The sequence below is a fragment of the Streptococcus oralis genome (genome assembly GCF_003942875.1).
Taxonomy (GTDB): domain Bacteria; phylum Bacillota; class Bacilli; order Lactobacillales; family Streptococcaceae; genus Streptococcus; species Streptococcus oralis_BX.
On the sequence record NZ_RMVK01000011.1, the window covers coordinates 22,866 to 37,310 of the forward strand.

A 14,445-nucleotide genomic window follows, 5' to 3' on the forward strand; every position below is an offset into this window, starting at 1 on the left:
GCTAATGGTATTATTTACAGGTTCAACGGTTGAAGAAGCAATCCAAAAAGGATTGAAAGAATTAGACATTCCAAGAATGAAGGCCCACATCAAGGTCGTTTCAAAAGAGAAAAAAGGATTCTTAGGCTTGTTTGGTAAGAAGCCAGCTCAAGTTGATATCGAAGCGATTAGTGAAACGACAGTTATCAAAGCCAATCAGCAGGCCATTAAAGGGGTTCCAAAAGAAGTTAATGAAAAAAATGAACCCGTGAAAACAGTAAGTGAAGCAACTGTTGATTTGGGGCATGTAGTAGAAGCGATTAAGAAGATTGAAGAAGAAGGTCAAGGTGTCTCTGAAGAGGTCAAGGCTGAAATCTTGAAAAATGAAAAGCACGCCAGCACGATTTTGGAAGAAACAGGCCATATTTCAATTTTAAATGATTTGGAACCAGAGGATACTGCCGAGGAAGTGGAATCTGCTCCAGAAAAAGAAACTGAAACGCAGGAAGCAACAAGCCAATCTTTAGAAGATTTAGGCTTGAAAGTAGAACCAAGTTATGACATCGAACAAGTGGCAACTGAAGTAGCTAACTACGTTCAAACCATTGTAGATGATATGGATGTTGAAGGGACGATTTCAAGTGACTACAATCGCCGCACCATCAATCTTCAAATTGACACTAACGAACCGGGCCGTATTATCGGCTATCATGGTAAAGTTTTGAAGGCCTTGCAACTATTGGCTCAAAATTATCTTTATAACCGCTATTCAAGAACCTTCTACATCACGATCAATGTCAATGATTACGTTGAACACCGTGCAGAAGTCTTGCAAACCTACGCTCAAAAATTGGCGACTCGCGTTTTAGAAGAAGGACGTAGCCAACAAACTGATCCAATGTCAAATAGCGAACGCAAGATTATCCATCGCATTATTTCACGCATGGATGGCGTGACGAGTTACTCTGAAGGCGATGAGCCAAATCGCTATGTTGTCGTAGATGCAGAATAAGCAAAGCAAAATCAGGTTTGTCCTGATTTTTTGCTAGGAAAGGAAAGATTCAGATATGCTGAAAGCAGTTAGAGAATACCTATCATTTGCAGGTGTCCAGTACCGTAATCCTGATAAAGCTGGCGATGAAAGAGAAAAGATGTTGAATTTGCGGCAAAAAGGTCAAGAGGCACGGAAGTCTTTCACAGAATTGGCCAAAACCTTTCAAGCAAGTCATCCAGAATGGCAACTCCAACAGACTAGCCAGTGGATGAACCAAGCGCAACGCTTGCGGCCGCATTTCTGGGCCTATCTTCAGAGAGACGGACAAGTGACAGAACCTATGATGGCCTTGCGTTTATATGGAGCACCTACTGACTTTGGGGTTTCTTTGGAAGTCAGTTTCATCGAGCGTAAGAAAGACGAACAGACCTTGGACAAGCAAGCCAAGGTTTTAGAACTTCCAGCGGTAGAAGGAATTTATTATCTAGTCTACTCAAATGGGGAAAGTTATAAGATGGAGGCTAATGAAGAAAATCGTCGTACTTTACGCGAGAAGCTGAGAAGTCAGGAAGTCCGTAAAGTGTTAGTTAAGGCAGATGTTTCTTTTATAGAAAATCAGTCAGTAGAAGCGATATTAGAGAAGCTAGAAGACGCTTATACGCGCTTGTTGCCTTACTATGAAGTAACGAGGGGATAGACAAATCAAATGTGTTAGATGAGCGCAAATTGTTTTATTGCTATTCTATGCATTTTTTCATATAATAGTAAAATAGGATGTGTGATTTATTAATCACCTCAAAGAGAAAGGAAATTCTATGTCAAATCTATCTGTTAATGCAATTCGTTTTCTAGGTATTGACGCCATCAACAAAGCAAACTCAGGTCACCCAGGGGTGGTTATGGGGGCTGCTCCTATGGCCTATAGCCTCTTTACAAAGCAACTTCGTATCAATCCAGCTCAACCAAACTGGATCAACCGCGATCGCTTTATTCTTTCAGCAGGACACGGCTCAATGCTTCTTTATGCCCTTCTTCACCTCTCTGGTTTTGAAGATGTTAGCATGGATGAAGTCAAGAACTTCCGCCAATGGGGTTCCAAAACACCAGGTCACCCAGAATTTGGTCATACAGCAGGGGTTGACGCTACTACTGGACCTCTAGGACAAGGGATTTCAACTGCCACTGGTTTTGCCCAAGCAGAACGTTTCTTAGCAGCCAAATATAACCGCGAAGGTTTCAATATCTTTGACCACTATACTTATGTGATCTGTGGAGACGGAGATTTGATGGAAGGTGTCTCAAGTGAGGCGGCTTCATACGCAGGCTTGCAAAAACTTGACAAGTTGGTGGTTCTTTATGATTCAAATGACATCAACTTGGATGGTGAGACAAAGGATTCTTTCACTGAGAGTGTTCGTGATCGTTACAATGCCTACGGTTGGCACACTGCCTTAGTTGAAGATGGAACAGACTTGGAAGCTATCCATGCTGCTATCGAAACAGCTAAAGCTTCAGGCAAGCCATCTTTGATTGAAGTGAAGACTGTTATTGGATATGGCTCTCCAAACAAACAAGGAACTAATGCCGTACACGGTGCTCCTCTTGGAGCAGATGAAACTGCAGCAACTCGCCAAGCGCTCGGCTGGGATTATGAACCATTTGAAATTCCAGAGCAAGTTTATGCTGATTTCAAGGAAAATGTTGCAGACCGTGGTGAATCAGCTTATCAAGTTTGGACTAAATTAGTTGCTGACTATAAAGAGGCTCATCCAGAACTGGCTGCAGAAGTAGAAGCCATCATCGACGGACGTGACCCAGTTGAGGTGACTCCAGCAGACTTCCCAGCCTTAGAAAATGGATTTTCTCAAGCCACTCGTAATTCAAGTCAAGATGCTTTGAACGTTGTAGCTGCTAAATTGCCAACCTTCCTAGGTGGATCAGCTGACCTTGCTCACTCAAACATGACTTATATCAAAACGGACGGACTTCAAGACGACGCTAATCGCTTGAACCGCAACATTCAGTTTGGTGTTCGTGAATTTGCTATGGGAACGATCTTGAACGGTATGGCCCTTCATGGTGGACTTCGTGTTTATGGTGGAACCTTCTTCGTCTTCTCTGACTATGTGAAAGCAGCAGTCCGCTTGTCAGCCTTGCAAGGACTTCCTGTGACTTATGTCTTTACCCACGATTCAATCGCAGTTGGTGAAGATGGTCCAACTCACGAACCAGTTGAACACTTAGCAGGTCTCCGTGCTATGCCAAATCTGAATGTTTTCCGCCCAGCAGATGCGCGTGAAACTCAAGCGGCTTGGTACCTTGCCGTGACAAGCGAAAAAACACCAACTGCCCTTGTCTTGACACGTCAAAATTTGACTGTCGAAGAGGGAACAGACTTTGATAAAGTTGCGAAAGGTGCCTATGTTGTCTATGAAAATGCAGCAGACTTTGATACAATTTTGATTGCAACAGGTTCAGAGGTCAATCTGGCTGTCGCAGCTGCCAAAGAATTGGCTAGCCAAGGTGCAAAAGTCCGTGTAGTTAGCATGCCATCAACAGATGTCTTTGACGCACAAGATGCAGCATATAAGGAAGAAATCCTTCCAAATTCAGTTCGTCGTCGCGTTGCAGTCGAAATGGGAGCAACTCAAAACTGGTACAAATATGTTGGTCTTGATGGTGCCGTTCTCGGTATTGATACCTTTGGAGCATCTGCTCCAGCACCAAAAGTATTGGCAGAGTACGGATTTACAGTTGAAAATCTAGTCAAAGTCGTTCAAAACTTGAAATAATCACAAAAATCAGAGTGAAAACTCTGATTTTTTATAACCATAAAAACAAGGTACAACCTTGTAAAAGTAGCTGAAATTTGATATAGTAGTCCTATGTAAAATACAAAGGAGAAAATACTATGGAAAATATTAGTCCAAATTTAACATTTGTGATCATGCTTGTAGGTATGTTTGCCTTGATGTTCTTTATGCAACGTTCTCAAAAGAAACAAGCACAAAAGCGTATGGAAAGCTTGAACAAGCTTCAAAAAGGCTATGAAGTCATTACAATTGGTGGGCTTTACGGAACAGTGGATGAAGTAGATACTGAGAAAGGTACAATCGTACTGGATGTAGATGGCGTTTATTTGACTTTTGAATTGGCTGCGATTAAGACCGTTTTGCCACTCAAAGAAGCTGTGACACCAGAAGGAACAGTTGTTGACGAAGGCGGAGCAATCGAAGAATAAAACGGGACCTGTCACTCCCGTTTTTCTATGAGATGAGAGGAAAAGGGATGAAAAAAATAGTATTTGTTTGCTTAGGAAATATTTGCCGAAGTCCTATGGCCGAGTTTGTTATGAAATCAATGACAGATAACTACGAAATACAAAGTCGAGCGACTTCCTCTTGGGAACATGGTAATCCGATTCATAAGGGCACTCAAGGGATTTTTCAACAGTATGAGATTCCTTATGACAAGAGCAAGACATCTCTTCAGATTACTAAGGAAGATTTTGAAGCCTTTGATTACATTATCGGTATGGATGCTTCAAACGTTTCAGATCTGCGTCACATGTGTCCTCAGGAACTACAGTACAAGATTTACTCTTTTGCATCTGAAAGTGTCCCAGATCCTTGGTATACAGGAGATTTTGAGGAAACCTATTCTCGTATCACAAGTGGATGTCAAAGCTGGCTAGATCGATTAGAAAAAGAGAGTGATAATGGAAAAGCTTAAACAATTTTATGAAAAGGGTAGAGTTTGCCTAACTCGTCCTAGGTTAGAGCTCATTGCAGTAGTTGTAATAGTACTCTGTGCTCTTTCGGTATTTCTGCTAAATACGCCTAAAAAGGGTGTCCTGACACTTGATGGTGGAGCTCTTGTTTATGATGGCACCTTGGTACGAGGGAAAATGAATGGTCAAGGAACCTTGACCTTTGAAAATGGAGACCAATATACAGGTGATTTCAATAATGGAGCCTTTAATGGAAAAGGGACTTTCCAATCAAAAGCTGGCTGGAAATACGAAGGTGATTTTGTAAATGGCCAGGCTGAAGGTCAAGGGAAGTTGACGACAGAGCAAGAAGTTGTTTATGAAGGGACCTTTAAACAAGGCGTTTTTCAGCAAAAACAGTAGTCTCCAAGTTAGGAGACTATTTTTTAAAACCAGCAAGAAAGCGCTTTCTTTGTTTGGATTTGATAACTAACTATCAACTAGAAAAACTTTGTGAAATAAAAAAATTTTCTCCATAATTTCACAATCATCCGGTCAAAACTCTCTTGCGCAGCTATATTGAGAAAAAAATCACAATCTCAAAAAATTTCTTTGTGAAATGCTTATGAAACTGTTTACAAAGCATAAAAAAAGAGTTATAATAAACTTGTGAAAAAATTAACAAAGGGTAACATCCTTAAAGGCTATGGAGGATAATATGGCTGATAAAAAAACAGTAACACCAGAGGAAAAACAACTTGCTGCTGAAAAGCATGTCGACGGTCTTGTGAAAAAAGCCTTGGTTGCGCTTGATGAAATGCGCAAGTTGAACCAAGAGCAAGTTGACTACATCGTGGCAAAAGCTTCGGTTGCAGCACTTGACGCACATGGTATCCTTGCACAACATGCAGTTGAAGAAACTGGTCGTGGGGTATTTGAAGACAAGGCGACAAAAAACCTATTTGCCTGCGAACACGTAGTGAACAATATGCGTGGAGTTAAAACAGTTGGAGTTATCGAAGATGATCCAATTACAGGTTTGACAAAGATTGCGGAGCCTGTCGGTGTAATCTGTGGTGTCACTCCGACAACAAACCCAACTTCAACAGCGATTTTCAAATCCTTGATTGCTTTGAAAACACGTAACCCAATCGTTTTTGCCTTCCACCCATCTGCTCAAGAATCATCAGCTCACGCAGCACAAATCGTTCGCGATGCAGCGATTGCAGCTGGTGCTCCTGAAAACTGTGTTCAATGGATTACAAAGCCATCTATGGAAGCAACTGGAGCTCTAATGAACCACGAAGGTGTTGCAACTATTCTTGCAACTGGTGGGAATGCTATGGTTAAAGCTGCATACTCATGTGGAAAACCAGCTCTTGGGGTAGGTGCCGGAAACGTTCCTGCCTATGTAGAAAAATCTGCTGACCTTCGTCAAGCTGCTCATGACATCGTTATGTCTAAATCATTTGATAATGGTATGGTCTGTGCATCAGAACAAGCCGTTATCATTGATAAAGAAGTATATGACGAATTTGTAGAAGAATTCAAATCATACCACACTTACTTTGTAAACAAGAAAGAAAAAGCCCTTCTTGAAGAATTCTGTTTCGGCGTGAAAGCTAACAGTAAAAACTGTGCAGGTGCTAAACTAAATGCAAACATCGTTGGTAAACCAGCAGTATGGATTGCAGAACAAGCAGGATTTAGCGTGCCAGAAGGAACAAACATCTTGGCTGCAGAATGTGCAGAAGTAGGACCAAAAGAACCGTTGACTCGTGAAAAATTGTCACCAGTTATCGCTGTCCTAAAAGCTGAAGATACAGAAGACGGTCTTAAAAAAGCTCGTCAAATGGTCGAGTTTAACGGACTTGGTCACTCAGCAGCTATCCATACAAAAGACGAAGCTCTTGCTAAACGCTTTGGTACAGAAATCAAAGCAATGCGTATTATCTGGAACTCTCCATCTACTTTCGGTGGTATCGGTGACGTATACAATGCCTTCATTCCATCATTGACACTTGGATGTGGTTCATATGGACACAACTCAGTCGGTGATAACGTGAGTGCGATCAACCTTCTAAACATCAAGAAAGTAGGGAAACGTAGAAATAATATGCAGTGGTTTAAAGTTCCTTCAAAAATTTACTTCGAACGCAATTCTATCCAATACCTTCAAACATGTGAAGATATTGAACGCGTTATGATTGTTACAGACAAATCGATCGAAAAACTTGGTTTTGTTCAACGCATTATTGACCAATTGAACAAACGCAGCAACCGTGTAACTGTCCAAGTCTTCTCAGACGTTGAACCAGACCCAGATATCACAACTGTAGAACGTGGTACTGAAGTAATGAGATCATTTGAACCAGACACAATCATCGCTCTTGGTGGTGGTTCTCCAATGGACGCGGCCAAAGTAATGTGGCTCTTCTACGAACAACCACAAATCGACTTCCGTGACTTGGTTCAAAAATTCATGGACATCCGTAAACGTGCCTTCCGCTTCCCATCACTTGGTAAGAAAGCGAAATACATTGGTATTCCAACAACTTCAGGTACAGGTTCAGAAGTAACACCATTTGCCGTTATCTCTGATAAGAAAAACAATCGTAAATACCCATTGGCTGACTACTCATTGACACCAACTATTGCGATTGTTGACCCTGCTTTGGTTGAGTCAGTTCCAGACTTCATCGCTGCGGATACAGGTATGGACGTCTTGACTCACGCGACTGAAGCTTACACTTCAAACTTCGCTAACGACTATACAGACGGTATCGCCCTTCAAACAATCAAACTTGTCTTTGAATGGTTGGAAAAATCTGTTAAGACAGCTGATCCAGAAGCTCGCGAAAAAATGCACAATGCATCTACAATGGCTGGTATGGCCTTTGCCAATGCCTTCCTTGGTATGAGCCACTCAATGGCCCACAAGATCGGTGCGGTTCACCATACTGTTCACGGACGTACAAACGCAATCTTGCTTCCATACGTTATCCGTTACAATGGTACTCGCCCATCTAAGACGACTACATGGCCTAAGTATAACTACTGGAAAGCTGACGAAAAATTCCAAGATATTGCTAGAATGCTTGGATTGCCTCACTCAACTCCAGAAGAAGCAGTTGAAGCATACGCTAAAGCTGTTTACGAACTTGGTGTTGCAGTAGGTATCAAGATGAACTTCAAGGATCAAGGAATCGATGAAAAAGCTTGGAAAGACAGCTTGCATGAAATTGCCTTGCTTGCTTATGAAGACCAATGTTCACCTGCTAACCCTCGCTTGCCAATGGTAGCTGACATGGAAGAAATCATGGCAGATGCTTACTATGGTTATGCAGAACGACCAGGACGTCGCAAATAATTGTTTATCAGCCTAGAGACAGGAGAAATTCTGTCTCTTTTTTGTAAACTCTGAAAGCGTTGAAATTGGAGTTTCACCTTGAAATGAAGAGGATATGCAGATATTATAAAAGATTCTAGAGATATGCTTTGAAAATAAAAGAATGGATGAATAAAAAGGGGGAGAAAAAGTAGAAAAGCAGGAGAGAAAATCAACGCCCGTACTTGCAATTAAACTCAAATAGTTATATAATAGGTTTGTTGAAAGGTGATTTGTAGTGATTCAAGTTACTCTTTTCACAATAAAATTTTCATGATTTTCATAAGGAGGAAATCACTAATGGTAGTTAAAGTTGGTATTAACGGTTTCGGACGTATCGGTCGTCTTGCTTTCCGCCGTATCCAAAACGTAGAAGGTGTTGAAGTTACTCGCATCAACGACCTTACAGATCCAGTTATGCTTGCACACTTGTTGAAATACGACACAACTCAAGGTCGTTTCGACGGTACTGTAGAAGTTAAAGAAGGTGGTTTCGAAGTTAACGGTAAATTCGTTAAAGTTTCTGCTGAACGTGATCCAGAACAAATCGACTGGGCTACTGACGGTGTAGAAATCGTTCTTGAAGCAACTGGTTTCTTTGCTAAGAAAGATGCAGCTGAAAAACACCTTAAAGGTGGAGCTAAGAAAGTTGTTATCACTGCTCCTGGTGGAAACGACGTTAAAACAGTTGTATTTAACACTAACCACGACGTTCTTGATGGTACTGAAACAGTTATCTCAGGTGCTTCATGTACTACAAACTGCTTGGCTCCAATGGCTAAAGCTCTTCAAGACAACTTCGGTGTTGTAGAAGGATTGATGACTACTATCCACGCTTACACTGGTGACCAAATGATCCTTGACGGACCACACCGTGGTGGTGACCTTCGCCGTGCTCGCGCTGGTGCTGCAAACATCGTTCCTAACTCAACTGGTGCTGCTAAAGCTATCGGTCTTGTAATCCCAGAATTGAATGGTAAACTTGACGGATCTGCACAACGTGTTCCAACTCCAACTGGATCAGTTACTGAATTGGTAGCAGTTCTTGAAAAGAATGTTACTGTTGATGAAGTAAACGCAGCTATGAAAGCAGCAGCTAACGAATCATACGGATACACAGAAGATCCAATCGTATCTTCAGATATCGTAGGTATGTCTTACGGTTCATTGTTTGACGCAACTCAAACTAAAGTTCTTGACGTTGACGGTAAACAATTGGTTAAAGTTGTATCATGGTACGACAACGAAATGTCATACACTGCACAACTTGTACGTACTCTTGAATACTTTGCAAAAATCGCTAAATAATTCTTGAGTCGATAAAAGCAAGGCCTTCTGGTCTTGCTTTTTTGTATAGAAAAATGGATGATAGTGTCATCCATTTTGTTTTAATTCTGTTTCGAAAGTATCTGAGAGGGCAGTAAAACTCAATTGTTCTAAGGTGAGTGGATGAGTAAAGGAAAGTCGGAAGGCATGGAGCATGAGCCTGCTTACTTTTGATCTAGAGTTATAGAGAGGATCGCCCAGAATAGGGTGTTTATGGTGAGAGAGGTGAACACGGATTTGATGCGTTCGACCGGTCTTTAGTTTGCAACGAAGGAGGGTAGTCTGATTTGGAAATTGCTTTAATCTGCTTACATGTGTTTCAGCATATTGTCCATTTTTTGCATCAACTATTCTTTTTCTACGATCGTGTCGATCACGACCAATTTTATCTCGAAAGACAAGTTCTTTACTCTCTACTCGCCCTTCTATAAGTGCCCAGTAATCACGAGCGATTTCCTTTTTTTCCAACAAACGATTGAGGATAGGTAAGATAAAAGGATTTTTAGCAAAAAGTACTAAACCGCTTGTTTCCCTATCCAAGCGATGAACGACATAGCAGGTTTGGCCAACGTAGGCAGAGACGTGGTTGAGAAGGGCAATTTCACCAGGTTGATTTCCGTGAGTTTTCATGCCTTCGGGCTTGTTGACGATAATGAGATGTTGGTCTTGATAAATCTCTTGAACGAGGTCTGAATTGCCCCAAAGGATTTCTTTTGGGGGATAATCTTCCTCGTCAAAAGTCAACTGGCAAATGTCCCCTGGCTTGACCATCTCGTTCCAGTGAACTTCTTTGTGGTTCATTAAGATGTTCTTCTTTATTCTCAAAAAATGGCGGATTTTTCTAGGGATGAGGAGTTGTTCCTCTAGGAATTGTTTGACCGTCATTTGAGGCAAGGATTCGGGTAATGTAAATGTGAATTGCATACAGATATTGTAACAAAAAAAGCCCTATTTGGATAGGGAGTAGCTAAATTCTTGAGTTCCTATGGTGAAGATGATAAAATAAACGCATGAAATTAGATAAATTATTTGAGAAGTTTCTTTCTCTCTTTAAAAAAGAAACGAATGAATCAGCGGAGTCTGATTCGACTAGCATGCGTCGTTCACGGAGCGATAGAAAAAAATTGTCCCAAGTAGGCCCAATTCGGAAATTTTGGCGTCGTTATCATCTGACAAAAATCGTCATCATTTTAGGGTTAAGTGCAGGTTTGCTAGTAGGGACCTACCTATTTGCAATAGCCAAGTCTACCAATGTCAATGACTTACAAAATGCCCTGAAAACGCGAACTCTGATTTTTGACCGCGAAGAAAAAGAGGCAGGAGCCCTATCAGGCCAAAAGGGAACCTATGTTGAACTGACAGATATCAGTAAAGACTTGCAGAATGCTGTCGTCGCGACAGAGGACCGTTCCTTTTATAAAAATGATGGGATTAACTACGGTCGTTTCTTTCTAGCCATCCTTACAGCAGGCCGTTCTGGAGGGGGGTCCACTATCACTCAACAGTTGGCGAAAAATGCCTATCTTTCCCAGGATCAGACCGTTGAACGGAAGGCCAAGGAGTTTTTCCTTGCCTTAGAGTTGACAAAGAAATACAGCAAGGAGCAAATCCTTACTATGTACCTCAATAACGCCTACTTTGGAAATGGGGTATGGGGTGTTGAAGATGCAAGTAAGAAATATTTCGGCGTATCGGCTTCACAACTAACGCTTGATCAGGCGGCCACTCTAGCAGGGATGCTCAAGGGACCAGAATTGTATAATCCATTAAATTCTGTTGAGACTTCGACCAACCGTAGGGATACTGTTTTGCAAAATATGGTTGCAGCAGGTTATATTGATAAAAATCAAGAGACCGAAGCGGCTGGAGTAGATATGGCTTCACAACTGCAAGATAAGTATGAAGGCAAAGTTTCGGATTATCGTTACCCGTCCTATTTTGATGCTGTTGTCAACGAAGCGGTTTCCAAGTACAATCTCACAGAAGAAGAGATTGTCAACAATGGCTATCGAATCTACACAGAGCTTGACCAAAACTACCAAGCAAACATGCAGGTTATTTATGAAAACACTGCGCTATTTCCAATAGCAGAAGACGGAACGCATGCCGAATCAGGTAGTGTCGCTCTAGAACCCAAGACTGGTGGAGTGCGTGGAGTTGTTGGTCGTGTAGCTGGTGATGACAAACCAGGCTTCCGCAATTTTAACTATGCCACTCAGTCTAAGCGTAGCCCAGGCTCAACCATTAAGCCTTTAGTTGTTTATACACCCGCAGTAGAAGCAGGATGGGCCTTGAACAAGCAACTGGATAATCATACGATGCAGTACAACAGTTATCAAGTAGACAACTATGCAGGTATTAAGACATCTCCAGAAGTACCTATGTATCAGGCTTTGGCGGAATCACTCAACCTACCAGCTGTTGCGACAGTAAATGAATTAGGTATTGACAAAGCTTTTGACGCTGGGGAGAGATTTGGCCTGAATATGGAAAAAGTTGACCGAGTTCTTGGAGTTGCTCTTGGTGGAGGTGTGGAGACGAATCCTCTCCAGATGGCGCAAGCCTATGCAGCCTTTGCTAATGGAGGTTTGATGCCTGAGGCGCATTTCATCACTCGTATTGAAAATGCCAGTGGTCAGGTCATCAAGAGTCATAAAAACTCCCAAAAACGAGTGATTGATAAGTCGGTAGCTGATAAAATGACCAGTATGATGCTAGGAACATTTACCAATGGTACGGGAATTAGTTCGTCACCAGCGGATTACGTTATGGCTGGTAAAACAGGTACGACTGAAGCTGTTTTCAATCCAGAATATACCAGTGACCAGTGGGTGATCGGCTATACTCCAGATGTTGTAATTAGCCACTGGCTCGGCTTCCCAACAACAGATGAGAATCATTATCTAGCAGGTTCGACCTCAAATGGAGCAGCCCATGTCTTTAGAAGTATGGCTAATACCATTTTGCCTTACACTACAGGTAGCACCTTTACAGTGGAGAATGCCTATAAACAAAATGGTATTGAACCAGAAAATACGAAAAAGCAGGTTGTTGAAAATGAGACAAACCAGTCTGAGGACCCGATAGGAGATATTCGTAGTCGTGCACAAAATCTTGTAGATGAAGCAGGACGTGCGATTTCAGAAGCTAAAATAAAAGAAAAAGCCCAGACAATATGGGACTCAATCCTTAATCTATTTCGTTAAGAGGCTTGTCAAAGCCTAGGTTTCTTGTTATAATAGATAAGATGGAGGCGTTATGGCACTAAAAAAAGCAAGCCTAGCTTGTGCAGTTTGTGGTTCAAGGAATTATTCAATCAAAATTAGTGGGAACCCCAAGCCAACACGACTAGAAGTAAATAAATTTTGTAAACATTGTGGAAAATATACGACACATAGAGAAACGAGATAGGAGAGAACGATGGGCTTTATTAAGGATATTTTTAAACTTCTTAAAGAAACAACTTGGCCAACTCGCAAAGAAAGCTGGAGAGATTTTCGCTCTATTATGGAATACACAGCCTTCTTTGTGGTCATCATTTACATTTTTGACCAGTTGATTGTATCAGGTTTGATTCGATTTATTAACATTTTTTAGAAGAAAAGTGGAGAAGTTCTGCTAACTTTCTTCTATATATGTATGAAAGGAAATATCATGGATAGTTTTGACAAGGGATGGTTTGTTCTACAAACTTATTCTGGCTATGAAAATAAGGTAAAAGAAAATCTATTGCAACGTGCGCAAACATATAACATGTTGGATAATATTCTACGTGTCGAGATTCCAACACAAACCGTGCAAGTTGAGAAAAATGGAAAGAAAAAGGAAATTGAAGAGAATCGCTTTCCAGGTTATGTCCTTGTAGAAATGGTCATGACCGATGAAGCATGGTTCGTCGTTCGAAACACACCTAACGTAACAGGATTCGTCGGCTCACACGGTAACAGATCAAAACCAACTCCACTTTTGGAACAAGAAATCCGTGATATTCTGGTTTCAATGGGACAAACTGTTCAAGAGTTCGATATTGACGTTGAAGTTGGCCAGACAGTTCGCATCATTGATGGCGCTTTTGCAGATTACACAGGTAAAATTACTGAAATTGATAACAACAAAGTGAAGATGATTATCTCTATGTTTGGTAATGATACGATTGCAGAAGTGAATCTCAACCAAATTGCAGAATTATAACCCTAGAGAGGCTTTGCCTCTCTTTTTATGTTCCGTTGAGGGAGAAAGAAGTATAGAATAGAGGAAGTAGACCCATGGACTTGTGTATTTTGCTAAACTAAATGCAGAAAGGAGAGGTCTATGAATCTAAAAGACTTATATGAAGAAAGCAAGGGAATCGTCCATAAGTGTCGAAAAGACTATCATTTGCATCTGTGGGAGAAAGAGGACTGGGACCAGGAAGGCATGTTATGTCTGTATGAGCTGGTGAGTCGCAATCCAGAGTTACTAGAGGGCGAGCGCCATCGACTTTATGTCTGCTTTAAAACAAAGTTTAGAAATCGTATCCTAGATTACATCCGTAAACAGGAAAGCCACAAACGCCGTTTTGACAAAGAACCCTATGAAGAGGTGAGTGAGATTAGCCATCGTCTAGGAGAAAAAGGACTCAGGCTGGACGATTATTATCTCTTTCACGAACTTCTAAAGAATTACAAATCAAAACAGAGTATGGAAAAACAAGAATTAATAGACCGTCTCATGGGAGGAGAAGTCTTTAGAGGACGTAAAGCTCTCCTGAGAGAACTTTCCCTAATCTTTTCAGAATTTCGGTAAAGAGGAAAAAAAGTTCTTGACAAAGGTAAAAAAGTAGGTATAATAGAAAGAGTTGAAAAGCTCAGGTCCGTTGGTCAAGGGGTTAAGACACCGCCTTTTCACGGCGGTAACACGGGTTCGAATCCCGTACGGACTATGGTGTATTGCGGTTAAAAAAACTTGAAAAAAGTTTTAAAAATCTGTTGACAGAGGCAGGTAGCTGTGATATACTAATATAGTTGTCGCTTGAGAGATATTGAGTGACAAAGACCTTTGAAAACTGAA

The 14,445-nt window shown here is 41.3% G+C and carries 14 protein-coding genes and 1 tRNA gene; 14 read left to right on the top strand and 1 reads right to left on the bottom strand.

The window, feature by feature from the left end:
* Positions 1-4 precede the first annotated feature (4 nt).
* The 8 genes from jag to gap all read left to right on the top strand — a co-directional run bounded on the left by jag (position 5) and on the right by gap (position 9,378).
* A complete protein-coding gene (gene jag / locus D8844_RS10145; RefSeq protein ID WP_042768792.1) occupies positions 5-991 on the top strand; it encodes an RNA-binding cell elongation regulator Jag/EloR in 987 nt (328 codons plus the stop codon).
* A gap of 55 nt (positions 992-1,046) precedes the next feature.
* Positions 1,047-1,670 (top strand): hypothetical protein, encoded by a 624-nt coding sequence (locus D8844_RS10150; RefSeq protein ID WP_049478892.1) that lies wholly within the window; start codon positions 1,047-1,049, stop codon positions 1,668-1,670.
* Positions 1,671-1,788: 118 nt separating this feature from the next.
* Entirely contained in the window at positions 1,789-3,765 is a 1,977-nt protein-coding gene (gene tkt, locus D8844_RS10155) for a transketolase (RefSeq protein WP_125423844.1), read from the top strand.
* Between the two features lie 128 nt (positions 3,766-3,893).
* Positions 3,894-4,214, top strand: coding sequence for a preprotein translocase subunit YajC (gene yajC, locus D8844_RS10160; protein WP_025168961.1), 321 nt, complete (start codon positions 3,894-3,896; stop codon positions 4,212-4,214).
* A gap of 47 nt (positions 4,215-4,261) precedes the next feature.
* On the top strand, positions 4,262-4,705 hold the full coding sequence (locus tag D8844_RS10165; protein ID WP_061428680.1) for a low molecular weight protein-tyrosine-phosphatase: 444 nt from the start codon (positions 4,262-4,264) through the stop codon (positions 4,703-4,705).
* Positions 4,692-5,105, top strand: a complete 414-nt coding sequence (locus D8844_RS10170) for an MORN repeat-containing protein (protein WP_061428682.1) — start codon at positions 4,692-4,694, stop codon at positions 5,103-5,105. The genes D8844_RS10165 and D8844_RS10170 overlap by 14 nt, the downstream gene beginning before the upstream one ends.
* Before the next feature lie 295 nt (positions 5,106-5,400).
* On the top strand, positions 5,401-8,052 hold the full coding sequence (adhE, locus tag D8844_RS10175) for a bifunctional acetaldehyde-CoA/alcohol dehydrogenase (protein ID WP_125423847.1): 2,652 nt from the start codon (positions 5,401-5,403) through the stop codon (positions 8,050-8,052).
* Between the two features lie 318 nt (positions 8,053-8,370).
* Positions 8,371-9,378: a type I glyceraldehyde-3-phosphate dehydrogenase gene (gap, locus tag D8844_RS10180; RefSeq protein WP_002893859.1), complete on the top strand. Its 1,008-nt coding sequence runs from the start codon at positions 8,371-8,373 to the stop codon at positions 9,376-9,378.
* Positions 9,379-9,444: 66 nt separating this feature from the next.
* Here the strand turns inward: gap and D8844_RS10185 are convergent, their stop codons facing one another.
* Entirely contained in the window at positions 9,445-10,320 is an 876-nt protein-coding gene (locus D8844_RS10185) for an RluA family pseudouridine synthase (protein ID WP_125423851.1), read from the bottom strand.
* Positions 10,321-10,406: 86 nt separating this feature from the next.
* On the opposite strand from D8844_RS10185, the gene pbp2a reads away from it, so the two are divergent.
* The 6 genes from pbp2a (at position 10,407) to D8844_RS10215 (ending at position 14,317) form a co-directional block, all read left to right on the top strand.
* The gene (pbp2a, locus tag D8844_RS10190) at positions 10,407-12,602 is read left to right on the top strand and encodes a penicillin-binding protein PBP2A (RefSeq protein ID WP_125423854.1); all 2,196 of its coding nucleotides are present in this window, start codon (positions 10,407-10,409) and stop codon (positions 12,600-12,602) included.
* Between the two features lie 52 nt (positions 12,603-12,654).
* A complete protein-coding gene (gene rpmG, locus D8844_RS10195; RefSeq protein ID WP_001809375.1) occupies positions 12,655-12,807 on the top strand; it encodes a 50S ribosomal protein L33 in 153 nt (50 codons plus the stop codon).
* 9 nt (positions 12,808-12,816) lie between these two features.
* Complete coding sequence (secE, locus tag D8844_RS10200; RefSeq protein ID WP_000505776.1) at positions 12,817-12,993, top strand: preprotein translocase subunit SecE; 177 nt, start codon at positions 12,817-12,819, stop codon at positions 12,991-12,993.
* A gap of 57 nt (positions 12,994-13,050) precedes the next feature.
* The gene (gene nusG, locus D8844_RS10205; protein ID WP_000376728.1) at positions 13,051-13,587 is read left to right on the top strand and encodes a transcription termination/antitermination protein NusG; all 537 of its coding nucleotides are present in this window, start codon (positions 13,051-13,053) and stop codon (positions 13,585-13,587) included.
* 120 nt (positions 13,588-13,707) lie between these two features.
* Positions 13,708-14,181: a hypothetical protein gene (locus D8844_RS10210; RefSeq protein WP_049501155.1), complete on the top strand. Its 474-nt coding sequence runs from the start codon at positions 13,708-13,710 to the stop codon at positions 14,179-14,181.
* A 64-nt stretch (positions 14,182-14,245) separates the two neighbouring features.
* A tRNA-Glu gene (locus tag D8844_RS10215) sits at positions 14,246-14,317 on the top strand.
* Positions 14,318-14,445 lie beyond the last annotated feature (128 nt).